At 57.8% G+C, this 22,768-nt stretch carries 22 protein-coding genes; 16 read left to right on the top strand and 6 right to left on the bottom strand.

The features are described from left to right. Window positions 1-18: 18 nt before the first annotated feature. Window positions 19-1,605: an inorganic phosphate transporter gene (locus L8V22_RS00920; RefSeq protein ID WP_238800956.1), complete on the bottom strand. Its 1,587-nt coding sequence runs from the start codon at window positions 1,603-1,605 to the stop codon at window positions 19-21. Window positions 1,606-1,844: 239 nt separating this feature from the next. Further along, window positions 1,845-2,723 (bottom strand): KPN_02809 family neutral zinc metallopeptidase, encoded by an 879-nt coding sequence (ypfJ, locus tag L8V22_RS00915; RefSeq protein WP_238800770.1) that lies wholly within the window; start codon window positions 2,721-2,723, stop codon window positions 1,845-1,847. Between the two features lie 244 nt (window positions 2,724-2,967). Here ypfJ and aspS point away from each other — a divergent pair, with 244 nt between their 5' ends. From aspS to L8V22_RS00850, 13 genes are all read left to right on the top strand, one after another. Further along, window positions 2,968-4,800, top strand: a complete 1,833-nt coding sequence (gene aspS / locus L8V22_RS00910; protein WP_238800772.1) for an aspartate--tRNA ligase — start codon at window positions 2,968-2,970, stop codon at window positions 4,798-4,800. A 123-nt stretch (window positions 4,801-4,923) separates the two neighbouring features. After that, on the top strand, window positions 4,924-6,138 hold the full coding sequence (locus tag L8V22_RS00905; RefSeq protein ID WP_238800780.1) for a phosphotransferase: 1,215 nt from the start codon (window positions 4,924-4,926) through the stop codon (window positions 6,136-6,138). Window positions 6,139-6,181: 43 nt separating this feature from the next. Then, the gene (locus tag L8V22_RS00900; protein ID WP_420839922.1) at window positions 6,182-7,573 is read left to right on the top strand and encodes a replication-associated recombination protein A; all 1,392 of its coding nucleotides are present in this window, start codon (window positions 6,182-6,184) and stop codon (window positions 7,571-7,573) included. 101 nt (window positions 7,574-7,674) lie between these two features. Continuing rightward, window positions 7,675-10,359, top strand: coding sequence for an alanine--tRNA ligase (gene alaS / locus L8V22_RS00895; RefSeq protein ID WP_238800782.1), 2,685 nt, complete (start codon window positions 7,675-7,677; stop codon window positions 10,357-10,359). A gap of 10 nt (window positions 10,360-10,369) precedes the next feature. Next, window positions 10,370-10,921, top strand: coding sequence for a Holliday junction resolvase RuvX (gene ruvX, locus L8V22_RS00890; RefSeq protein WP_238800784.1), 552 nt, complete (start codon window positions 10,370-10,372; stop codon window positions 10,919-10,921). A gap of 38 nt (window positions 10,922-10,959) precedes the next feature. Beyond that, window positions 10,960-12,153, top strand: a complete 1,194-nt coding sequence (gene mltG / locus L8V22_RS00885) for an endolytic transglycosylase MltG (protein ID WP_238800958.1) — start codon at window positions 10,960-10,962, stop codon at window positions 12,151-12,153. A gap of 31 nt (window positions 12,154-12,184) precedes the next feature. Then, window positions 12,185-13,012, top strand: coding sequence for a shikimate dehydrogenase (locus L8V22_RS00880; protein WP_238800786.1), 828 nt, complete (start codon window positions 12,185-12,187; stop codon window positions 13,010-13,012). Window positions 13,013-13,125: 113 nt separating this feature from the next. Then, window positions 13,126-13,518 (top strand): A24 family peptidase, encoded by a 393-nt coding sequence (locus tag L8V22_RS00875; protein ID WP_238800788.1) that lies wholly within the window; start codon window positions 13,126-13,128, stop codon window positions 13,516-13,518. A gap of 68 nt (window positions 13,519-13,586) precedes the next feature. Then, window positions 13,587-14,798, top strand: a complete 1,212-nt coding sequence (aroC, locus tag L8V22_RS00870) for a chorismate synthase (RefSeq protein WP_238800790.1) — start codon at window positions 13,587-13,589, stop codon at window positions 14,796-14,798. Window positions 14,799-14,801: 3 nt separating this feature from the next. Next, a complete protein-coding gene (locus tag L8V22_RS00865) occupies window positions 14,802-15,338 on the top strand; it encodes a shikimate kinase (protein ID WP_238800792.1) in 537 nt (178 codons plus the stop codon). Window positions 15,339-15,402: 64 nt separating this feature from the next. Further along, window positions 15,403-16,473 (top strand): 3-dehydroquinate synthase, encoded by a 1,071-nt coding sequence (gene aroB, locus L8V22_RS00860; protein WP_238800794.1) that lies wholly within the window; start codon window positions 15,403-15,405, stop codon window positions 16,471-16,473. Between the two features lie 2 nt (window positions 16,474-16,475). Continuing rightward, complete coding sequence (gene aroQ / locus L8V22_RS00855; protein ID WP_238800796.1) at window positions 16,476-16,904, top strand: type II 3-dehydroquinate dehydratase; 429 nt, start codon at window positions 16,476-16,478, stop codon at window positions 16,902-16,904. Between the two features lie 125 nt (window positions 16,905-17,029). After that, complete coding sequence (locus tag L8V22_RS00850; protein WP_238800798.1) at window positions 17,030-18,136, top strand: M24 family metallopeptidase; 1,107 nt, start codon at window positions 17,030-17,032, stop codon at window positions 18,134-18,136. Here L8V22_RS00850 and L8V22_RS00845 read toward each other — a convergent pair. Together L8V22_RS00845 and L8V22_RS00840 are read right to left on the bottom strand one after the other, a co-directional pair. Then, complete coding sequence (locus L8V22_RS00845) at window positions 18,133-18,789, bottom strand: GDSL-type esterase/lipase family protein (protein ID WP_238800959.1); 657 nt, start codon at window positions 18,787-18,789, stop codon at window positions 18,133-18,135. The genes L8V22_RS00850 and L8V22_RS00845 overlap by 4 nt on opposite strands. Beyond that, a complete protein-coding gene (locus L8V22_RS00840) occupies window positions 18,753-19,028 on the bottom strand; it encodes a hypothetical protein (protein ID WP_238800799.1) in 276 nt (91 codons plus the stop codon). The genes L8V22_RS00845 and L8V22_RS00840 overlap by 37 nt, the downstream gene beginning before the upstream one ends. Window positions 19,029-19,280: 252 nt before the next feature. Here L8V22_RS00840 and efp point away from each other — a divergent pair, with 252 nt between their 5' ends. The 3 genes from efp (at window position 19,281) to L8V22_RS00825 (ending at window position 21,447) form a co-directional block, all read left to right on the top strand. Continuing rightward, complete coding sequence (gene efp, locus L8V22_RS00835; protein ID WP_023021466.1) at window positions 19,281-19,844, top strand: elongation factor P; 564 nt, start codon at window positions 19,281-19,283, stop codon at window positions 19,842-19,844. 11 nt (window positions 19,845-19,855) lie between these two features. Continuing rightward, on the top strand, window positions 19,856-20,485 hold the full coding sequence (gene nusB, locus L8V22_RS00830; RefSeq protein ID WP_238800801.1) for a transcription antitermination factor NusB: 630 nt from the start codon (window positions 19,856-19,858) through the stop codon (window positions 20,483-20,485). Window positions 20,486-20,592: 107 nt separating this feature from the next. Further along, window positions 20,593-21,447 (top strand): PPK2 family polyphosphate kinase, encoded by an 855-nt coding sequence (locus tag L8V22_RS00825; RefSeq protein ID WP_238800803.1) that lies wholly within the window; start codon window positions 20,593-20,595, stop codon window positions 21,445-21,447. Window positions 21,448-21,534: 87 nt separating this feature from the next. Here the strand turns inward: L8V22_RS00825 and L8V22_RS00820 are convergent, their stop codons facing one another. Together L8V22_RS00820 and L8V22_RS00815 are read right to left on the bottom strand one after the other, a co-directional pair. Beyond that, window positions 21,535-22,047 carry a YbjN domain-containing protein gene (locus L8V22_RS00820; protein ID WP_238800805.1) on the bottom strand — a complete coding sequence of 171 codons (513 nt, stop codon included), beginning with the start codon at window positions 22,045-22,047 and terminating at the stop codon, window positions 21,535-21,537. Then, a complete protein-coding gene (locus tag L8V22_RS00815; RefSeq protein WP_238800808.1) occupies window positions 22,040-22,531 on the bottom strand; it encodes a YbjN domain-containing protein in 492 nt (163 codons plus the stop codon). The genes L8V22_RS00820 and L8V22_RS00815 overlap by 8 nt, the downstream gene beginning before the upstream one ends. Window positions 22,532-22,768 lie beyond the last annotated feature (237 nt).

Raw genomic sequence — 22,768 nt, 5'->3', positions numbered from 1 at the left:
TTCGGCGCCGAGACGCCTCTAAAAGGCTACGCGCAGCACAGACACGGTCACCGCAGCGATAACTGCGGCGGCGGGAAGGGTGATGACCCATGCCAAGGCGATAGGCTTCATCAGGTTCCAGTTAGCTGCTTTATTGACGATGCCCACGCCTAGCACGGCGCCGATGAGGATGTGGGTGGAAGAAACCGGAAGGCCCAATATGGACGAGCCCATGACTACACCGGCAGCGGCAAGCTCAGCAGCGAAGCCGGAGGAAGGGTGCATTTGCGTCAGACCTGAGCCCACCGTTTGAATCACGAAACGGCCAATGAACCACAGCCCGGAAATAAGTGCGACACCCATGGCAATCATGACCGCAACAGGCACGGCAGCCTCATCGTTTACTTGATCCGTTTTCAGAACGTCAATAACGGCAGCGAAGGGGCCAATGGCGTTGGCAATATCATTGGAACCGTGGGAAAAAGCGAAGGCGGAGGCTGTAAAAACCTGCATCCAAGAAAAGAGGAGGAAAGTTGATTTAGCCAGTGACTTCTTCTTGAGGGAACGGGCGAAGATAAATACGGCCATCCATACCACTGCGCCCACCATGCCCATAACCAGCAGGTTTTGCAGTACGCTGAAATCGAGTCCGGTGTGCTTGAGACCCTTAAACATGACCATGGCGGAAATGATGATGGCACCAATGGCGGCAAGTACCGGTACCCAGCTCTCTAGGGCGCGGTGGGCTTTGACATCGTCCATGTCCTTGTTGAGGTCATATAGATCTCGGTAGTACTCAGACTCCAGCTGCTCCGGATCAAAGTCTTCTTCTGCAACCAAAGCCGCGTCGCGGGCCATGGCATTGGTGTAGCTAATCTGCTGGATCTCATTCAAGCGAGAAAAGCGAGTCTTATGCTCTTGGCGCAGTTCTGCGCGACGGGTTTTGATTTCGCGTAGTTTCTGGTCCGCTTCCTCGTTGTAGACCAAGATAGAGGACTTAATCCACTTAAATAGGATGAAAGCAGCGATACCGCCTAGGACAGGGGAGAGCACCCACGAGATGGCAATGGTGCCAATTTCTCCCCACTGAACCATGCTCCAGCCGCCCTTGCCGGTAACGAAGCCGACGGTGAGCGCCGCGCCGACGATGCCTCCGACGATGGAGTGGGTGGTAGATACTGGCCAGCCCATACGCGTGGCCACAAGTAGCCAAATGGCCGCACCCAAAAGGGAAGCCATCATGATGTAGACGAATTCCATGGGGGCTAGTCCATCGATGGCGTCAAGGTCAACGATGCCCGAACGCACGGTATCGGTGACCTCGCCGCCGGCGAGGATAGCGCCGGAGACCTCGAAGATAGCAGCAACAACGAGGGCCTGCTTCATAGACAGCGTTCCGGCGCCCACGGAGGTGCCGAAGGAATTGGCAACGTCATTGCCGCCAATATTGAAGGCCATGAAAAGAGCGAAGAGAATGGCGGTACCAAGGAGAATAGGCCTAGAGCCATCGACATAATCGTGGCCCCAAATCATAAAGCCAATGAGGGTAACGGCGGTAAGGCTGCCGAAGATGGCGTGCCAAATCCAATCGTTGCCCTTGCCATTGACGGCCTCGATATCCGTCATCTGGGTGGTGGGGGTAGACACAGGAAGAACCTTTCGGGAAAGCGTGCACAAAAGATACAGCCGCGTTTCTCAGCGGGGTGAGGGAGATTCTCAAAGGGAATTCTTATGTAGAGAATGCACGCCCAGACTAAAAGGTCTAGGTGACCGGAAGGTGAACTAAAGGTGTGGATCCCGTTAAAGCAATGTGGCTATTGACTAACATAATGACCGCCATTCCGGGTGGCGGCCACGTTCAAAGTTTAGTCACGGTAGGCGCCACGACCCAGGGTGTCGCACTCGGCCATCTTGCCGGAGTTATATCCCGCAAGGAATGCCTTCTCACGTTGTTCAGAGGAACCATGCGTCCAAGAATCGGGCTGCACCTGGCCGCCGGACCGACGTTGAATATTGTCATCGCCTACCGCTTGGGCGGCCGCGACTGCGTTGGAGACCTGTTCATTGGTGATTGGTTCTAGCAACGGGTTGTCACCCTTGTCGGCGTAGGAAGCCCACAGGCCGGCGTAGCAGTCCGCCTGCAGCTCAATTTTCACGGCATTCGAATCAGCGCCTGGGTCGTTATAATCCGACAGGCCGAGGGTGCCCTCAAGGTTTTGAATGTGATGACCAAACTCGTGGGCCACGATGTACATGCGAGCCAAAGGGGTATTATCCGCGCCGAAGTCGCGCAAGGACTCAAAGAACGCGGTGTCGAAATAGGCGGACTCATCTCGCGGGCAGTAGAAGGGGCCGGTGGAAGAAGACGCCGCGCCACATCCGGTATTAACTCCGCCGTGGAAGACCACACGCTCCGGTTCGGTGTATTGGATATCTGCTTGTTCTGGCAGAACCTTGGACCAGACGTTGTCCACGCTGCGGCCGGTGAACTCTACGAGACATTCGTCTTTAGTATTGCCGTCTTCTGCAGTTTCGCATTCCGGGCTATTTCCCTGTGCAGCGCCGTCGGATTGGGTCTGCTCGCTGCCGAGGATTGAGCCCAAGTCGGAGGGGTTACCGCCGAGCAGTAGGAAAAGGCCAACCAATACGATCGAGCCGACACCACCGCCGATGGCGATGCCGCCGCCACCGCCACCAGAGCGAGCTTCTTTGCCGCCGAAATCGGCACCAGATCTAAAAGTCATGTCTAAATAGTGCCACATGGACCCACTCAGTACAGGATGAAGATAGGCGCATAGGGGCCAAGGAGATGGAGCGTTCCTCATCTTCAGCCTTCAACGTTTGGGTTGCGTCTACCTTACTGCGCTCTGTGTACCGGTAGGGATGTAGAATCGTGCCCGTTCCTAGTCTTGTGCTTGGTTTGGCGCGCGCTGTTTACGCGTGGCGGGACCCGCAAGTGACACAATTTTCAGAAGGGATTGAACAACAGTGTTGCGTACCCACTTAGCTGGTGAGCTCCGCAAAGAACTCGCAGGAGAGACCGTCACCCTAACCGGTTGGGTCTCCCGCCGCCGCGATCACGGTGGTGTGATCTTCATTGACCTGCGTGACCGCTCCGGCATCGCCCAGGTCGTCTTTCGCGAATCCGATGTGGCTGAGCGCGCCCACGACCTGCGTTCTGAATACTGCGTTAAGGTCACCGGCACCGTAGAGCCTCGCCCTGAGGGCTCCGAAAACCCCAACCTGCCGTCCGGTGAGATTGAGGTCAACGTCGCGGATTTAGAGGTGCTCAACAAGTCCGCAGCGCTGCCCTTCCAGATTGATGATCCTTCCACCTCTGGTGAGGTAGGCGAGGAGACCCGCTTGAAGTACCGTTACCTGGACCTGCGCCGCGAGCGCCAGGCTAAGGCGCTGCGGCTGCGTTCTGCGGCTAACCGTGCCGCCCGCAAGGTACTGGATTCCCATGACTTTGCAGAGATCGAGACCCCGACTCTGACTCGTTCCACCCCAGAGGGTGCACGCGACTTCCTAGTTCCAGCGCGTTTGAAGCCAGGCACGTGGTACGCATTGCCACAGTCCCCGCAGCTTTTCAAGCAGCTGCTCATGGTTGCTGGCATGGAGCGCTATTACCAGATTGCTCGTTGCTACCGCGATGAAGATTTCCGCGCTGACCGTCAGCCGGAGTTTACCCAGCTCGACGTGGAGATGTCCTTCGTGGACCAGGACGATGTCATCGCCTTGGCGGAGGAGATTGTCACTGAGCTGTGGAAGCTCATTGGCTACGAGATCAAAACTCCCATCCCGCGCATGACTTACGCTGATGCGATGAAGTACTACGGCTCTGATAAGCCGGACCTGCGCTTCGACATCAAGATTGTGGAGTGTACCGAGTTCTTCAAGGACACCACCTTCCGCGTCTTCCAGAATGAATACGTAGGCGCTGTAGTAATGGAGGGCGGCGCTTCTCAGCCGCGCCGTCAGTTCGATGCTTGGCAGGAGTGGGCTAAGCAGCGCGGTGCGAAGGGCTTGGCTTATATCACCGTGGGTGAGGACGGCACATTGGGCGGCCCGGTCGCCAAGAACATTACCGACGCCGAGCGCGAGGGCATCGCAGAGCACGTCGGCGCTAAGCCAGGCGATGCTATCTTCTTTGCCGCTGGCGACACCAAGTCTTCACGTGCCCTGCTGGGTGCTGCGCGCGGCGAGATTGCAAAGAAGCTGGACCTTATCAAGGAAGGCGATTGGGCATTTACCTGGGTTGTTGATGCCCCGCTCTTCGAGCCTTCTGCCGATGCAACCGCTTCTGGCGACGTCGCTTTGGGTCACTCCAAGTGGACCGCGGTTCACCACGCCTTTACCTCCCCGAAGCCGGAATGGCTCGACTCCTTCGACCAGAATCCAGGCGAGGCTACTGCTTATGCTTATGACATTGTTTGCAACGGCAATGAAATCGGCGGCGGTTCTATCCGTATCCACCAGGAGGACGTCCAGAAGCGCGTCTTCGACGTGATGGGAATTGGGGACGAGGAAGCTCAGGAGAAGTTTGGCTTCCTGCTCGACGCCTTCTCTTATGGCGCCCCGCCACACGGCGGCATCGCCTTTGGCTGGGACCGCATTGTCTCCCTGCTGGGCGGCTTCGACTCCATCCGCGACGTCATTGCGTTCCCGAAGTCCGGCGGCGGCGTAGACCCGCTTACCGACGCCCCTGCGCCAATCCCTGCCGCACAGCGCAAGGAAACCGGCGTAGACTACAAGCCGGAAAAGAAGAAGGAACAGGACAAGGCTGGTTCCACTGCGGTTGAGACCGCTGAGGAGAAGTAGGCAGGTAGCTTAATCCTCAGCCAGCAAGGCACACCGTGCGGGGCGCATTGTAGGCCGCGGCGATTTCGCTGTGGGCGAATTTGTGACCCCGCTTTGGTGTGCGGGGGCATACTGGATAGAACTATGGATGAAAACGAAACTGTGCTATCGCCCGAGGACGTCATCAAGGCCGCCTCGGAGATGTTGTCGCGTCGTTTTGGTGGCACCCCAGAAATGTCGAGCGTGGAGCGCTTGGACGGTTCCGGCAATGCACTGGTCCTGCGCGCCAGGATCGCCCCCAGCGCATTTTTGCCACACCGCTCGGTAGTCATTAAGTACAACCCGGTTACAGGTTATGGCGTCGATGATGCCGCGATGTTGCGCGAGGTTGTGGCTTATCAATTCACTACCGCGTTATCTGAGGACGTGCGCCCCGGCCCAGTGCTTCTCGCACACGACTTGGAGCAGCGCATTATCGTGTTGACGGACTTGGGTGAGGGCGAAACGCTTGCCGACGTCCTAGTGCAGTCCTCCGATGCCGATCGCGTGCGGGTGCTGCGCTCGTTGGGTAGCGCACTGGGCCATATGCACGCGGGAACCGCCGGCCATGAGCAAGATTATGCAACCCTGCTCAATCGCATGCTGCGCAAGAATCCGGAATTGGCCCCGCATCAGTCCGTGCGCGATGAGGCGCTGGAGCGCTCCATCGGCATTGGCCTCAATTTGCTGGATAAAGCAGGACTCGAAGCACCAGCAAGCTTTCGGGAGCTTGCCGGCCAAGCCTCCCAGTCGTTGGCCTCCGGCAAGGACCGGGCGTTTACTCCCTTTGACCTTTCACCGGATAACATTATCGTTTCTCAGCGTCTGCATTTCCTGGATTATGAATGGGCAGGATTCCGCAACGTTGGCTTCGACGTGGCTTGCGTTATCGCCGGTTTCCCGCAGTTCCTCTTTTCTAAACCGATTACGGATGAAGAGGCAGATATTTTTATCTCTGCTTGGTCTCGTGCTGTTGCAGAGGTGTGGCCGCTATTTTCTAATACGGATGAGATTCATGGCCTTATCGTGGCGTCACTTATCGGATGGGCCCTGTCGAGCGTGACCACGATGCATGCCGGCGGTATCGAAGGGCTGGTCGCGCTTGCCAGGGGAGAAGCGGAGGTCTTCCATGATCCGCAGCGCTCTATCTTGCGTCCGGCTGACCACGGTCCGTTTACGGAAGATGAGTTGCTTGTTCGCCGCGATCTATACGAAACCTTCGAGGCACTGTCGCGCTATGCCGCGCGCTGCGATGGCCCCTCCTGCGCACCCATCGCGGAATTCGGCAGCGCCATTGCGCGCCGCTTGGATGATGAATAGTTGAACACGACGTGCCCGCACCCATGTAGGAGGTAGCTTTTTAGTGTCTCAAGACTCGTTATTTGGCGGGCCCGCTCCGGACAATGGCGCCTCGTCATTGCCTGGTAAGAATCTTTTCGCCACCCATGCAGGGTCTCCACTGGCGGCGCGGATGCGTCCGCAGAGCTTGGATGAAGTGGTAGGTCAAGACCATCTTCTGGCCCCAGGAAAACCGTTGCGCCGCCTAGTAGAAGGCTCTGGGGAGGCATCTGTGATTTTGTACGGGCCGCCGGGCACCGGCAAGACCACGATTGCCTCACTCATCGCCAGCCAGATGGGACAGAATTTTGTGGGCCTTTCAGCGCTTGATTCGGGTGTAAAGCAGGTCCGCGAGGTCATCACCCACGCTCGGCAGGAGCTCATTCACGGACGGCGGACTGTCCTCTTTATCGATGAGGTACACCGCTTTTCCAAAACCCAGCAGGATGCGCTGCTTGCGGCCGTAGAAAACCGTACGGTGTTGCTCGTGGCGGCGACCACGGAAAACCCTTCGTTTTCCGTCGTTGCGCCGCTATTGTCTCGCTCGCTGCTATTGCAGTTGCACTCGCTAAGCGACGACGACCTAAGAGGCGTCGCCAAGCGCGCGCTAGATAGCGATCGTGGCTTGGGCGAGCGCCGAATTCGGATAAGCGACGAGGCGTTGGACCAGTTGGTTCTCCTAGCCGGCGGCGATGCGCGCCGCACGCTGACCTATCTGGAGGCGGCCGCCGAAGCGGTGGACGACGGTGGGGAAATTACCCCACAGACGGTCACGGACAACGTTAATAAAGCGGTGGTGCGCTATGACCGCGACGGCGACCAACACTATGATGTGGTCTCCGCGTTTATTAAATCCATTCGTGGCTCCGATGTCGATGCTGCGCTGCATTATTTGGCCCGCATGGTGGAGGCAGGGGAGGATCCGCGCTTTATTGCTCGGCGGCTCATAGTGCACGCCTCCGAGGACATTGGTATGGCTGATCCCACCGCGCTTCAAGTGGCTGTGGCGGCGGCCGAGGCCGCACAGCTCATCGGAATGCCGGAGGCGAGAATCCCCTTGGCGCAGGCCACCATCCACCTGGCCACCGCGCCGAAGTCGCCATCGGTCATTTCCGCTATTACGCAGGCCCAAGCAGATGTGGCCGCCGGGAAGGTGGGCCATGTGCCAGCGCATCTGCGCGATGGGCACTACGAGGGTGCAAAGCGAATGGGAAATGCCGTGGGCTATGTCTACCCCCACGATGATCCCCGTGGCGTAGTAGAACAGCAATACCTGCCCGATGAGCTGGAGGGTTCCGTTTATTATGAACCCACCGATCATGGGGCTGAAAAGCGCGTTTATGACTATATAGGCCGCCTGCGCAGCATAATTCGCGGCAAGCGTTCAGCCGGTAAAAACGCTCGCCGGCCGTGCTGATACCTACCCAAGGGAAATTGCGGTGTAGCGAAGGGTAAAGTTGGGCGGGTTAGAAACTTCTCGATAGAAGATGAAAGCTCATACAGTTAGGATTGTTGCTCGTGAAGACTCATGAGATCCGGGAACGGTTTACCCAGCACTTCGTCAATTCTGGTCACGAGGCAGTGCCAAGCGCCTCGCTGATCCTGGATGACCCTAACCTGCTTTTCGTCAACGCGGGTATGGTTCCGTTCAAGCCCTATTTCCTGGGACAACAGAACCCGCCTTTTGCTAAGGGGCTGGCCACCTCCATCCAGAAGTGCGTCCGCACTCTAGACATCGATGAGGTTGGCATTACCACCCGCCACAACACCTTCTTCCAGATGGCAGGCAACTTCTCCTTTGGTCAGTACTTCAAGGAAGGCGCCATCACCAACGCCTGGACCTTGCTTACCGGCGCCGTGGACGAGGGTGGATTTGGCCTGGACCCTGAGCGTTTGTGGGTCACGGTGTACCTCGATGATGATGAGGCCGCCGAGATTTGGCGCGATAAGATCGGCGTCCCGGAAGAGCGCATTCAGCGACTCGGCATGGAGGATAACTACTGGTCCATGGGCATCCCCGGACCATGCGGTCCCTGCTCCGAAATCTATTACGACCGTGGCCCGGAATACGGCAACGACGGCGGTCCGATTGCCGATGATAATCGCTACATGGAGATCTGGAACCTGGTCTTCATGCAAAACGAGCGCGGCGAGGGCATTGGCAAGGGCAACTTTGAAATCGTTGGCGAGCTGCCCAAGAAGAACATCGATACCGGCCTCGGCATTGAGCGCGTAGCCTGCATCCTGCAAGGCGTAGATAACGTCTATGAAACAGACCTTTTGCGCCCGGTGATCGACGTCGCCGAGGAACTGACTGGTGCTACCTATGGTGATAAGGCCTCCCACGAGGACAATATCCGCTTCCGCGTGGTAGCGGACCACTCCCGTACCGGCATGATGCTTATCTTGGACGGCGTGACCCCGGGCAATGAAGGCCGCGGATACATCCTGCGCCGCTTGCTGCGCCGCATCATCCGTTCCGCTAAGTTGCTTGGCGCTCAGGGCGCTCCCATGGAGCGCTTTATGAATACGGTCATGGACACCATGACCCCGTCCTACCCGGAGATCGCGGACAACCGCGAGCGCATTCTGCGCGTGGCCGTCAACGAGGAAAAGGCCTTCCTCAAGACCCTAGAGTCCGGTACCCGTCTCTTCGATGACGCTGTCCAAGAACTCAAGTCCACCTCCCGCGCGAAGACCGCAAAGGTTCTGCCGGGTGAGAAGGCCTTTGAGCTGCACGACACCTACGGTTTCCCCATCGACCTGACGTTGGAGATGGCTCAAGAAGCCGGCCTTGAGGTGGACATGGACGGCTTTAACGATGCCATGGGTGAGCAGCGCCGCCGCGCCAAGGCTGATAATCAGGCCAAGAAGCACGGGCATACTGACCTTTCCCTCTACCGCGACTGGGTAGACAATAACCCCACCGTCTTCACCGGCTTTGAGGAGCTTACTTCCGACGCCCGCGTCATCGGCCTAGTCCGCAGCGGCGAAAAGGTTGATGAAGTACACGAGGGCGAAGAGGTAGAGGTCATCCTGGACCACACCCCGCTTTATGCCGAGGCAGGCGGGCAGATGGCGGACCGCGGGCGCATCGTGGCCGGCGAATCTTTGCTGGAGGTCAATGACGTCCAAAAGATTGGCAAGAAGCTGTGGGTCCACAAGGCTACGGTTACGGCTGGCGGTCTGGACTTGGGAATGTCTGTTGAGGCGGCCGTCGACAAGCAGTGGCGCCATGGTGCTACCCAGGCGCACTCTGCAACTCACCTGATTCATGCTGCACTGCGCCAGGTGCTTGGCCCGACCGCTGTCCAGGCAGGTTCTATGAACCGGCCAGGCTACCTGCGCTTTGACTTCAACTACACCGAGCAGCTTAGCCAGGCCCAGCTGGAAGAGATTGCCTTGATTACCAACCAGGCAATTGACTCCAACTTTGCGGTCAACACTATTGAGACCTCTTTGGAAGAGGCTAAGGCCATGGGCGCTATGGCCCTATTCGGTGAAAACTACGGCAAAGAAGTCCGCGTAGTAGAAATCGGTGGACCTTTCTCCATCGAGTTATGCGGCGGTACCCACGTTGGATCCTCTTCTGAAATCGGACCGGTTTCCGTACTGGGTGAATCATCCGTTGGCTCTGGTGCTCGCCGCATCGAGGCCTACTCCGGTCTGGATGCCTTCCGCTACTACTCGAAGGAAACCGCCTTGGTAGAAGGCGTTTCCCGCGAGCTTAAGGTACAGACCGAGGATCTGCCGGAGCGTATTGCTCAACTTTCTGAGAAGCTCAAGGCGGCGGAGAAGGAAATCGAGACTCTCCGCACACAGCAATTGGCTGCGCGTGCTGCCGAGTTTGTCGGCGCCGCCAAGGACATCAATGGGTTCAAGGTTATTGCGCTGACGTTGCCGGAGGGCACGACCGGCGGGGATCTGCGCACCGTCGCTACCGACCTGCGCAACCGCCTGCGCGAGGAAGAGGCCGTTATTGTCTTGGGTGCCCAAGATAAGGGCAAGTTCCCGTTCATCGCGGCAGCCACCGAAAAGGCCGTCGGACGAGGTGTGAAGTCCGGCGACATTGTCAAGACCTTTGGTCAGTATGTCGATGGCCGCGGTGGCGGTAAGCCGGATATGGCCCAAGGCTCTGGCTCTTCCGCTGCCGGAGCAGAGCGCGGCTTTGCAGCCGTCGAGGACATGCTCGAGTCCCTCTAGGAGTTCGACCGTGGCAAAAGTGGAACCAGATACCCCCGGGGGAGATGATCCAGGGCTGGGGCGCCGGCTCGCCTTGGACGTCGGTACGGTGCGCATCGGCGTGGCCGTGTCCAATAGGGAAGCAACGCTAGCTACCCCTGTGGAAACCGTGCACCGAGAAACCGGCTTCAAGGACCGCGATAAGGGCGATATTGACCGGATCCTGGAATTAATTGATTTATACGATGCGGTCGAAATCGTCGTGGGGCTGCCACGGGATTTGCAGGGAAATGGTTCGAAAAGCGTAAAACACGCTAAGGAAATCGCGTTTCGGATCCGCCGTCGGTTGAATCGAAATGCAAATATAGATAAAGTTCCACCACCAGTACGTTTGGCTGATGAGCGTTTGACCACCGTTGCGGCAACTACCGCGCTGCGTGCGTCCGGCGTGTCCGAGAAGAAGGGCCGTAAAGTCATCGACCAAGCAGCAGCGGTGGAGATTTTGCAGACTTGGTTGGATGGGCGCGCGAGCGCTCTTCGCTCAGTTGATGCAATTGACCAGCCTTCAGACTCAGGAGACTAAAACACGTGAGCCGTAACCAAGAACGCCTCGGCCGATCGATGGAGCCGAAATACGTCAAGCGTCGCCAGCGCGGCATTGCCGTTATTATCGCGTCGATCATCGTTATCCTTGGTGCCCTTATTTATATTGGATTCCGCCTTGGCAATACCTCCGCCGACTATGAAGGAACCGGCAACGGTACCACGCAGCTAGTGGAGGTACCGGAGGGCTCGTCCATGTCCGAGCTCGGTCCCGCATTGGTGGAGAAGAATGTGGTCAAGACCCAGGACGCCTTCGACTCTGCCGCTTCTATGAATCACAGTGCGAGCCAGATCCAGCCCGGTTTCTACCGCCTGCAGGAAGAGATGAGCGCGGACTCCGCGGTCGAGGCGCTGCTGGATGAGAAAAACCGCGTCGACATGCTTGAGGTGCAAGGCGGCGCAACCTTGGAGGACGTCAAGGTTGTTGGCGGAGACGTGCGCTACGGCATCTACTCCCTGATTTCCGAAGTCAGCTGCAATGATGGCAATTGCCTGAAGAAGGAAGACCTAGAAAAGGTTGCGGCGGAAACCGACCCGGCTGAACTGGGCGCTCCACAGTGGGCACTTGAAGCCATCAACAAGCGCGGCAATGACCCCATGCGCATCGAGGGTCTTATCGCTCCCGGCCAGTACGTCCTGGACCCCAATATGGAGGCCAAAGATATTCTGAAGGACCTCATCACGCGCTCTACCAAGCGCTACAACGAGACCAAGATCGAAGAACGCGCCCAGGCTATCGGCCTGAGCCCTTATGAGCTGCTCACTTCCGCTTCCTTGGTGGAGCGCGAGGCGCCCGCCGGTGAATTCGACAAGGTCGCCCGCGTTATCCTTAACCGTCTGGACGAGCCGATGCGCTTGGAGTTTGACTCCACTGTGAACTATGGCTTGGAAGACGTTGAGCTGGCCACCACCGATGAGGCCCGTGAGGAGAAGACTCCGTGGAATACCTACGCAAAGGAGGGTCTGCCAGATACCCCGATTGCTTCTCCTTCGGATGATGCAATCAAGGCCATGGAGCAGCCTGCTGAGGGCAATTGGAAGTTCTTTGTCACCGTGGACGAAGAAGGCACCACTGTCTTCTCCGATACCTACGATGAGCACTTGGGCCGCGTTGATGACGCCATCCGCTCCGGCGTGCTTGACTCCAAACGCGAAGGGGAGGGCGCCGGTTCCGGAAACGGCGATGCCGCTGCCGATCAACCCGCCCAATAAAGTCGCGAAAACCACGAAGAGGTAGAACCCGATGCCACGTGCGGCAGTCTTAGGTAGTCCCATCGAGCACTCGTTGTCTCCAGTGCTCCACAATGCCGGCTACGAGGCCGCCGGGCTGAGCGGCTGGGACTACACTCGCTTCGAGGTGACAGCGGAGAGTCTGCCGGAGGTGGTGGGCGCGAGTGCTCCCGAGTTTGCTGGTTTTTCCGTAACCATGCCGGGCAAATTTGCGGCCCTCCGCTTCGCGGACATCACAAGTGACCGCGCACAGCTGATTGGTTCAGCGAATACCCTAGTGCGCAGAGCAGAGGGTTGGTTTGCAGATAATACCGACACCGAAGGCGTGCGTGGTGCACTAGCAGAGCTTTTGGGAGATTCTCCGGCACGTCACGCGCTGCTCATTGGAGCCGGGGGAACCGCGCGTCCTGCCTTGTGGGCGCTCGCCGAGCGCGGAATTACTACCGTTACGGTCCTCAATCGTTCGGACCGTAGCGCAGAGTTACAGCCACTTGCCCAGAAATTAGAGTTAGAGCTTTCCTTTACTGGCTTCTCCGGTGACTTAACAGCAATTTCTCGCGCAGCCGATGTCATTGTGTCTACGGTTCCAGCCGCCGCGTTGGAAGACTACGTCTTCGACATAGCCCACGCGCCGGTGCTAGACGTCATCTACGATCCGTGGCCCACCCCGTTGACCACGTGCGCAGCGGCTAACGGCTACAAGTCCGTCGGCGGGCAGGTCATGCTCGCATACCAAGCATTTAGCCAATTCGAGCAATTTACCGGGGTGGCTGCTCCCCGGGAAGAAATGCTGCAGGCTTTGAACCAGGAACTACAGCGACGCTCGCAGACGGTTAAATAGAAGGGGACTTCGCCAAGCGCGGGCGGCTACCGCGTGCAATAAGCGCTGCGAATTTCGCCCTATGGGTGGCTATGGGAAGCGCTTAGACGGCGGTTTGCTCTAATCTAAGCGCCGTGCTGATTTTCGGGGGAATAATTTATTGTCTATGGGCAGCAGCCTTATCCTGGTGGGATATTCGGCAGCGCCGATTGCCGGATTGGCTGACGCTTCCGGCCGCAGTACTGTCGCTTGCAGTGGCCAACTGGGGTGGGGCGTGGTGGCCAGGGATGTATCTGGTACTTGGGCGGGCCCATGCAGGAGTAGGCGGCGGGGACATCAAGCTGGCCCTGCCGTTGGGAATGCTGGTGGGGCATGTCGCCGGGTTTATGGGGGTGGTGGCAGCCAGCGGCTGTGCCTGCCTGCTCACGCTCGGTTGGTCTGTTTGTACAGGGCAGAAGAAGAGTCCGCATGGGCCCGCGATGCTGCTAGCAGCGGCCGGGGTAGTGGTGTGCGTGCACCCTCTTTGAGGGGGTGGAAGAATATATTGCCGGACCAAGTTGGTACCGGATGGGCCGCGCCGTGCGATAATACCCGCATGCTTCGTTGGACTACTGCAGGTGAATCCCACGGCCAGGCTCTTATTTCTCTGCTGGAGCACATGCCCGCTGGGGTCCCTATTACCCGCGCCGATATTTCTCATCAGCTTTCCCGGCGCCGCCTAGGCTACGGCCGTGGTGCCCGCATGAAGTTTGAAGCTGATGAGGTCACCCTGCTGGGTGGAGTGCGCCATGGGCTGACTTTGGGCAGCCCCATTGCCATCATGATTGGCAATGCGGAGTGGCCCAAGTGGACCACCATCATGTCGGCTGATCCGCTGGATATGGACGATGAAGACAATATCAAGGCTATGAACTCTGGACGCGGTGCCGCTTTGACTAGGCCACGCCCAGGGCACGCGGATTTTGCCGGCATGGTGAAATACCGCCATGGTGAAGCGCGCCCCATTTTGGAGCGTTCCTCCGCGCGCGAGACTGCAGCGCGCGTGGCTGCCGCTACCGTGGCGCGCAATTTCCTGCGCGAGACCCTTGGCATCGAGGTCCTCTCCCACGTCATTTCTATTGGCGCCGCTGCACCTTATGAAGGGCCAGCGCCAGCGTTCGCAGACATCGCGGCCATCGATGATTCGCCCGTTCGCGCCTTCGATAAGGACGCAGAGACCGCCATGATCGCGGAGATCGAAGCCGCAAAGAAGCAGGGCGATACCTTGGGCGGAGTCGTCGAAGTGGTGGTGGATGGTCTGCCCATTGGCTTGGGCTCGCACATTTCCGGCGATGATCGCCTGGACGCGCAATTGGCAGGCGCCTTGATGGGAATTCAGGCCATTAAGGGCGTGGAAATTGGTGATGGTTTTGCGGAGGCCCGCCGTCGCGGTTCCGCCGCTCACGATGAAATGGTGCGTACCGCCGACGGCGTTAGCCGTCTCACCAACCGTGCCGGCGGACTCGAGGGCGGTATGACTAATGGGCAGCAGCTGCGTGTGCGGGCGGCGATGAAGCCGATCTCCACGGTCCCGCGTGCCTTGCGCACCATCGATATGGAATCCGGTGCCGATGCTACCGCCATTCATCAGCGCTCCGATGTCTGCGCGGTTCCGGCGGCCGGCGTAGTGGCAGAAGCCATGGTTGCCCTTGTCCTTGCACGCGCCGTGCTGGAGAAATTCGGTGGGGATAGCCTCGAAGAAACCTCGCAGGCTATCGCCGCGTATGATGAATACGTTTCGGACCGCCTTGCTTTTGACCAGGAGTAAGTTATGACCACCCCAACTGCCGTTACGGGCCAACCTCGTCCACGCGTTGTTTTGGTGGGCCCGCCAGGTGCGGGTAAATCCACTATTGGCCGCCGCCTTTCCAATGCCCTAAGCTGCGAATTGGTGGATTCGGATCACCTTATTGAGCAGGCAAAGAACAAGCCTTGCGGGGAGGTCTTTAGCGAGCTCGGGGAACCTGACTTCCGCACCCTCGAAGCCGAGCATGTTGCGGCTGCATTGCGCACTACGGGGGTAGTCAGCCTTGGCGGCGGGGCAGTGCTCACAGACTCCACGCGCGAGCTGCTGGAGCGCCACACCGTAATCTTTTTGGATATTTCTCCTGAAGAAGGCGCACGGCGTACCTCTGGGGACAGCAATCGTCCGGTTCTCGCGGCCGCCGATCCTCTCGAGCACTACCGTAACTTGGTGGATACTCGACGCCCCTTTTACCAGGAAGTGGCCGATTACCGAGTACGCACAGATGTTCGGACCCCGCAGCAGGTAGTAGGCGATATTCTCGGCTTCCTCGATACCTTGTAGATGCCCACCGCGCTAGCATTTGTTTCTCGCCGCCCTGCCGCGGCGGCGAACCGAAAGGACCACCATGCCCACCATTGCCGTTAATGGACCACAGCCTTATGAAGTCCGCATTGGCGCCGGTCTAAACCAGGACATAGCGCGGCGCTGTGCGGAAAGCGGAGCCGCCCAGGCGGGCATTGTCTTCCAGCCGCCCCTGCGCGCTGCCGCCGCGGATCTAGCGGAACTCGTTGCCGCGCAGGGCATAACGCCCACGCTTATCGACATCCCCGATGCAGAGGCCGCCAAGCAGCTCAGGGTCATCGGTGAAGTATGGGATCAGCTGGGGGAGAGGGGCTTTAGCCGCCGTGACGTCATCATCGGCCTAGGCGGGGGTGCCACCACCGATATGGCGGGGTTCGCAGCGGCCGGATGGATGCGCGGCATCAAGGTCATTCAGGTTCCTACCACCCTTTTGGCCATGGTAGATGCCGCCGTCGGCGGTAAAACTGGCATCAACACGGCAGCCGGAAAGAACCTGGTTGGCGCCTTTCATGAGCCAGATTCTGTGTTTGTGGATCTCGAGCGGCTCGAAACCCTGCCCGAGGCGGAAATCGTTGCCGGTTCCGCGGAAATCATCAAAACTGGTTTCATCCATGACCCGGTAATCCTAGAGCGCTATGAATGCGACCCGAGAGCGTGCTTGGACCCGGAAGGCTTATTGCCAGAATTGATTGAGCGCTCCATTGCGGTAAAAGCCGCTGTAGTAGGCGAGGACCTGAAAGAATCAGGTTTGCGGGAAACGCTGAACTACGGCCATACCTTTGGCCATGCCGTAGAGCGCCACGAAAATTATGCGTGGCGCCATGGTAAAGCTGTGGCAGTGGGCATGATGTTTATCGCCCACCTGGCGCAGGCACGTGGCCTAATTGACGCTGAACTCGTGGAAAAGCACCGCCGGATCCTGCACAGCGTGGGGCTGCCGACCTCCTATAAAGCAGGCCACTTTGCAGATCTATACGAGGCAATGACCCATGATAAGAAGAATCGAGACGGCAAGATCCGCTTTGTAGCCTTGACTGGGGTGGGAGAGACTACCCGCTTGGAGGGCCCCAGCACGCAAGAGCTAGAGGCGGCCTACGCCGCGATTTCGGAGTAGAAATGAAGATTATTGTCCTTAACGGTCCGAATTTGAACCGCTTGGGAAAGCGGCAACCGGATATCTATGGCTCCACTACCTTGGCAGATGTCGAACGGATGATTTCAACTCGTGCTACCGAGCACGGGGTCGAAGTAGAGTTTTTCCAGTCCAATCATGAAGGCGAGTTGATTGAGAAAGTGCATGCCGCCGCCGATGCGGGACAGCCGGTGATTATCAATCCCGGCGGGTTTACCCATACGTCGGTGGCCCTGCGGGACGCCTTAGCAGAGGTGGCGGATGGCGCCGGATTCGTAGAGGTGCATATCTCTAATGTGCACGCGCGCGAGCCCTTCCGCCATCATTCCTATCTCAGCCCTATCGCCCGCGGTGTTATCGCCGGATTAGGGGTATTCGGCTACGTGGCGGCAGTAGACTACCTCTGCCAATAGGCACCCACGAACGAGATAGGGCTGGGCGGCAGCAAGGAAGATAGAAATCTGCCCAACTGCTAAGGCTGCGTCGATATACTGGGTGGATACTTTCCACTCCGTAGTCAACCCAGAAGGATGAAATCATGGCTTTGGCAGATACTCGTTTCAGTGACCGGCGTCGCAAGCTTGCCGCGCAGCTGGCCGGCCAGCGCATCGATGCCGTTCTGGTCACCCACCTCACCCACGTGCGCTATCTTTCGGGCTTCTCTGGCTCGAATGGTGGGCTGCTTTTGCGCAAGGACCTTACTGCTCAGGTTGCTACCGATGGTCGCTACACCACGCAGATCGCCCAGGAGGTTCCTGATCTAGAGGCTATCCAGGGCCGTGCAGTAGGAAAAGTGCTCCTGCAGCAGTTTGCCGATGTACAGGGGCCGGTTCGGGTGGGCTTCGAAGCAGACTATCTGACGGTTTCTGAGCTGAAGGAGCTGGAGGAATCGTCCCCGGAGGCGGTTACCTTGGTCCCTGTCTCTGGCGTGATTGAAGATATCCGCTTGGTCAAGGACCCGCTGGAGCTAGCAAAGCTGGAAGAAATTGCCGCGCTGGCCAATAAGGCTCTGGAAGACCTCCTCGCCGCAGGCGAGCTGCGTGCCGGCCGCACTGAGCGCCAGGTGGCTGCTGATTTGGAATACCGGATGCGCATGCTCGGCTCGGAGCGGGTGAGCTTCGATACCATCGTCGCTTCCGGCCCGAATTCGGCGTTGCCGCACCATGGCGCTGATGACCGAATTATTGCGGACGGTGACTTGGTGACCATCGACTTCGGCGCGCATCTGCGTGGTTTTAATTCCGATTGCACCCGCACCTACGTGGTGGGTACTGCGAATGATTTTGCCAAGGAAATTTATGATGTGGTGCTGCGCGCCCAAGAGGCAGGCGTGGCAGCGTCGGTACCGGGCGCTAAGCTTGCCGACGTCGATGCCGCTTGCCGCGACATCATTTCTGCCGCCGGCTATGGTGACTATTTCGTGCACTCGACGGGCCATGGTGTGGGCCTAGACGTTCATGAGGCTCCGTTCGCGGCTCAGACCGGCAAAGGCGAACTCGCCGCCGGAATGACCCTGACCATTGAACCGGGCATCTATGTGCCAGGCAAGGGCGGCGTGCGCATCGAAGATACCCTCATCATCACTGAGGGTGCGCCGAAGATCATCACCGCCGCGACGAAGGAATTTACTGAAGTGCCCGCCTAGTGGGCCAGCACCTTGGAATTGGGCAGCTGGGCGACGTTGCGGGTGCCCAGGTGCGTGAGGTGGTTGAAGAGGTTGTGCGGTACCGAGTACTCCCACTTGCCAGACACCCAGCGGGTGCTATCCGGCGCGCACCTGCCATGGTTGATGGAATCGGCACGTAGGTCGTAGTACTGCACACCGTTTGCACGTGCTGCCTTATACATCGCGCTATTGACTTGGTCCTCGCCGGTGCGCACTAGGCCCGCATAGTCCAGATTAAAACCAACGTCGGTGGAGCCCGGCGCGGACGTGCGTAGCGGGCATACGGCGCCGTTGCGGGCGGAGATTGCCGGATATCCTACGACAGTAATCTGCGCATTTGGCGCGGCCTGGTGCACCCGCTGGATCGAATGTTTCATGCCATCAAAGTAGGGGTTCGAGGAAGATAGTGATGGTCGGACGATTTCCGGGAGATCATTGGCGCCGAACTGGATCAGTACATTTTTAGTTATGTCATTGAGGTCACCATTGGCAATGGCTCCGTTGATCTGCTCCCCGAAGTCCTTGCGGTGTGATTGGCTGGCTGCCTTGGCCGCAGAACAGGCGTAGTTGGCTACGTGCTGGCCAGAAAGGCGCCCTAGTTCGCGGCCGACATTGCTCTGCCTTGCGGGCAGCTCTGTGGGGAAGGCGCACCTGGGGTGTCTTCGATGCCATGGGTAGCGGAAGAAAGCGTAGTGCTTGCCGAAGGAGAAACGCTAGAAGTAGTCCCTACCTGGCCATAGGTGGGATTGGCGAAGACGGAATCGCCGAACATTACGGTCTGGGCGCCCGCTGCTACGGCCTGCGGGGCGGAGAGTGCTGCTACTGCCGCGCCAGTAGCAGCGGCCAGGGCATAAAAATCCTTGACAGCCATCGTAAAAATTCTTGATAAATATGTGGGATATCAATTTAGCAAGGCCTTATGGTACAGGGAGTTATTGCAGGATAAAAACATCGAATATCCGAGTAACCGGCCGCTATGTACTGGTAAATAGTCTCGAAATCCACTCCAAAGTCAAAAGTGGGGAAGGAATGGGGGACCGGTAATACCCCATGGGGCAGTTGTCCGGTAGGCTTAAACATTGTTTTCAACCTTTAGTCCACAATTTTCGGGAGTTTAACCGCAATGGCTGATACTACTGATTTCAAGAACGGCCTCGTTCTGAAGATCGACAACAAACTGATGCAGATCGTGGAGTTCCAGCACGTGAAGCCGGGCAAGGGTCCAGCCTTCGTGCGCACCAAGCTCAAAGATGTTGTCTCCGGTAAGACCGTGGATAAGACTTGGAATGCTGGCGTTAAGGTGGAGACCGCTACCGTGGACCGCCGTGATATGACCTACCTGTACAACGATGGCACCAGCTACGTGGTTATGGATGAGAAGACCTTTGAGCAGTTCGAGCTCCCGCCGGAGAAGTTCGGTGATGCCGCTCGCTTCCTGCTGGAGAACATGCGCGTGCAGGTTTCCTTCTACGAGGATGAAGCACTATTTGCTGAGCTTCCTATTTCCGTAGACCTCAAGGTCGAGCACACCGAGCCTGGTCTGCAGGGTGACCGTTCTTCTGGTGGCACCAAGCCTGCCACCCTGGAGACCGGTGCAGAGATCCAGGTCCCACTGTTCATTGAGATCGGCAACGTTCTCAAGATCGATACCCGCACCGGCGAGTACCTCTCCCGCGTTAATAACTAGGGCATCTGACTGTGTCTGATAACACCCCGAAGCGCGATATTAACTACAAGCGGCACACAGCGCGGTACCGCGCACGCCGCCGTGCTGCGGATATTCTGTACGAGGCCGAAAACAGGGACGTAGATCCCGTAGCCATCGTGGAGGACCGCATCGCTTTGGCGCGCGAAGATCGCAATGCGGTAGCGCCGATTGCCGAGTACACCCAGGTTATTATCAAGGGTGCAGCCGAAGAGCTCGATGTCATCGATGACACCATCTCTCGCTACCTTTCCGAGGATTGGGAACTGCATCGTATCCCTGCTGTAGACCGCGCCATCCTGCGCGTTTCGGTCTGGGAGCTGCTTTTTAATCCGGATATTCCTACTGCCACCGCTGTGGTGGAAGGCGTGGAAATCGCCTCTCAATACTCCAATGAGCAGGCAGCCCCGTATATCCACGCGGTATTGGACGATGTAGCGCAGTCTCGCTCCGCCGAAAGCCCAATGTCTGCAGAACACCAGGGCCTAGATGAAGATGGGCAGGATACTGCCGAGGCCGAGAGCGAAACGGATACCGCTACGTCAGCCGAGTCGGAAGAGACTTCGAGCCACCCAGCCGCACCTAATGAGGCTTCCGAATCGGAGGAAAACTCTGCGCAGTAGCATTTTCTCCTAGGTCCCGTGCCCTCCAGGGTGCCTGCTTCCGCCCGCGGCTGGCTTGGTTGAAAATACCAGGCTGGCGGCGGGCAGTATTTTGTACGATGGTAGCCATGGGCAAATTCAAGATTAATGATGCGCTGAGCCTAAGAGCGGGGAAGAATTTCCGACTCGCTGATGTGGACCCCACCTCTACACCGGGTTTCAATGGCTCCAAATCCGACCTGGCTGATCGTTTTGCGCATTACGACGAAGAGCTTTATGACCTGCAAGAGCGTCTTTTTGCCAATGGCCGCGCCCATGAAGAAGGCGCACCGTCTTTGCTTGTAGTGTTACAGGGGATGGACACATCAGGAAAGGGAGGGGCCATTCGTAATGTCTTCTCGGTTTTCGATCCCCAAGGCACTAAGACAGTGGGTTTTGGTAAACCGACGGAGGAGGAGCTGGAGCACGAATTTTTGTGGCGCATTCGCAAGCACGATCCCGTGCCGGGGCAAGTCGTGGCTTTCGACCGTTCTCATTATGAAGATGTGCTCATCCAGCGGGTTCACAAGTGGGTAGACGAAGACGAAGTTGACCGCCGTTTTGCAGCTATCCGAGATTATGAGCAGGAACTCGCCGGCCAAAACACCAAGATCCTAAAGATATTTCTGCATATCTCTCCGCAATTCCAAAAAGAAAATCTACTAGAGCGCACCGAGCGCGAGGACAAGTATTGGAAGTATGACCAATCCGATATTGAGGAACGCGGATATTGGGACCAGTACATGGCGGCATATGAAGACGCCATTCGCCGAACGGATGAGATCTGGGCGCCGTGGTACGTCATCCCCACAGATAATAAGAAGTACGCCCGCATGGCATTGAAGTTCCTCATCGTCGACGCGTTGCGCCACCTAGAGCTGTCGTGGCCCGCACCGGATTTTGATCCGGAAGGGGAACGCCAACGCATTCTCGACGCAGAGTAACCGTCTACAAGAAAAGCTCCCTTTCTGCCGACCATTCCCACATGAGGAATGGAAGGTTAAGGGAGCTTAATTCTTTGGCGGACTTAGTTAACTCGTGGCATCTTCAGTGCCCGAGTTATTGCCTTCCGCGCCGGCCTTGCCAGCAGTTTCAGAGCCCAGCTTGGCCATTTCTTCTGCAGCAGAGACCATGGCGTCCTGGCCACGGATTACGCCGTCCACTGCAGATTTTAAGGCTGCCTGCAGCTGCTCATCATTCATACCAGCGGCAGCGGGGATATCGCGCTCGGTGCGCACAACGAGCATGTCATCGTGCTCGGAAATAACAGCTCGCGCGCCAAAGGCCACGGAATTGATCTGGTTAGCCGCGAGGAAAAGGCCGGCATCAGCCTTGGAATAGGCGGCGTCGGTAGGGACATCACAGCGGACAATGACCACAGAATCAAGGACCGCGAACATGGTGGGCAGGCCATTGAGGTTAGCGGTGGCTGCCTCTATATCGCTGTCCATCTTGGTCAATTCGATGTCGAAGGAGCGCATAGCTTCGACAACGCGGTCCAGGGTGATCTCCGGCAGATTGTTTTCGGTAGAGGCATTAGTCATGGTTGTGCTCCTCCCAGGTCACGAGCTGCGGGTAGTGTTCTTCCACGAAAGCGAAGGACTGCAGCATAGAGTCCAGCGTGGACATCACGAAGGCACCGATCTGGTTACGGGACAAACCGTGAGCAATGTTGATCTCGCGCACTCCGGAGACTGCGAGGTTATTCTCGGCAGACTCGAAGAAGCGGAGGGTGGGGGCAAAGTGCTGCTGGTTCCACTGGTTGAGAACCATCAATAGGCTAGGTCCTTCAGAAGAAGGCACGTTGCCGCGCCAGACGGAATCCGCGACGAGCACATCATCGCGCACCTGCATAGCGATGGCGACATTGGAGAAACCGGTGCGCAGGATCTGCACAGTTTCTTCCTCGCTCACTGGCTGTTCTTCGAGGCGATATTCCAAGTTTTCGGAGGAAAAGATCTCACCGATGCGCTCTAGAGTTACAGGCTCTACCGACGTATCGGGATACAGGGTTGGTTCTTCAGACACTTAAGTAGTCTCAATCCATGTACTAATCGGGGATAAAGTTCAACCCTTGCCAGCTTACCTAACTACACCCGTGCTTTCTGGCATGCCAAGAGTCTAGGGGCGTCATGGTCACCATTCGACCCACGGGGTGCAGGCGTTAAGCGCTGTCTACAGCGAAAGGCGATAGCAAAGCGTCAGCCAAAGGCTAGGGCAACCGCCTAGCTAAACCACACAACGGGGCAGCAATTATTCAGAAAG

This window comes from Corynebacterium yonathiae (assembly GCF_027570195.1).
Taxonomy (GTDB): domain Bacteria; phylum Actinomycetota; class Actinomycetes; order Mycobacteriales; family Mycobacteriaceae; genus Corynebacterium; species Corynebacterium yonathiae.
Note: the sequence above shows the minus strand (reverse complement) of the source record. Positions and strands in the feature narration are given on the sequence as shown.

What these genes read in the sequence shown, in the direction of transcription:
- L8V22_RS00840 (WP_238800799.1), bottom strand. Translation starts at nt 19,028, where the DNA reads ATGGCTGTCAAGGATTTTTATGCCCTGGCCGCTGCTACTGGCGCGGCA.
- L8V22_RS00820 (WP_238800805.1), bottom strand. Translation starts at nt 22,047, where the DNA reads ATGACTAATGCCTCTACCGAAAACAATCTGCCGGAGATCACCCTGGAC.
- L8V22_RS00850 (WP_238800798.1), top strand. Translation starts at nt 17,030, where the DNA reads ATGGCTTTGGCAGATACTCGTTTCAGTGACCGGCGTCGCAAGCTTGCC.
- aroC (WP_238800790.1), top strand. Translation starts at nt 13,587, where the DNA reads ATGCTTCGTTGGACTACTGCAGGTGAATCCCACGGCCAGGCTCTTATT.
- efp (WP_023021466.1), top strand. Translation starts at nt 19,281, where the DNA reads ATGGCTGATACTACTGATTTCAAGAACGGCCTCGTTCTGAAGATCGAC.
- L8V22_RS00905 (WP_238800780.1), top strand. Translation starts at nt 4,924, where the DNA reads ATGGATGAAAACGAAACTGTGCTATCGCCCGAGGACGTCATCAAGGCC.
- mltG (WP_238800958.1), top strand. Translation starts at nt 10,960, where the DNA reads ATGGAGCCGAAATACGTCAAGCGTCGCCAGCGCGGCATTGCCGTTATT.
- L8V22_RS00865 (WP_238800792.1), top strand. Translation starts at nt 14,802, where the DNA reads ATGACCACCCCAACTGCCGTTACGGGCCAACCTCGTCCACGCGTTGTT.
- aroB (WP_238800794.1), top strand. Translation starts at nt 15,403, where the DNA reads ATGCCCACCATTGCCGTTAATGGACCACAGCCTTATGAAGTCCGCATT.
- L8V22_RS00825 (WP_238800803.1), top strand. Translation starts at nt 20,593, where the DNA reads ATGGGCAAATTCAAGATTAATGATGCGCTGAGCCTAAGAGCGGGGAAG.
- aroQ (WP_238800796.1), top strand. Translation starts at nt 16,476, where the DNA reads ATGAAGATTATTGTCCTTAACGGTCCGAATTTGAACCGCTTGGGAAAG.
- L8V22_RS00880 (WP_238800786.1), top strand. Translation starts at nt 12,185, where the DNA reads ATGCCACGTGCGGCAGTCTTAGGTAGTCCCATCGAGCACTCGTTGTCT.
- ypfJ (WP_238800770.1), bottom strand. Translation starts at nt 2,723, where the DNA reads ATGACTTTTAGATCTGGTGCCGATTTCGGCGGCAAAGAAGCTCGCTCT.
- L8V22_RS00920 (WP_238800956.1), bottom strand. Translation starts at nt 1,605, where the DNA reads ATGACGGATATCGAGGCCGTCAATGGCAAGGGCAACGATTGGATTTGG.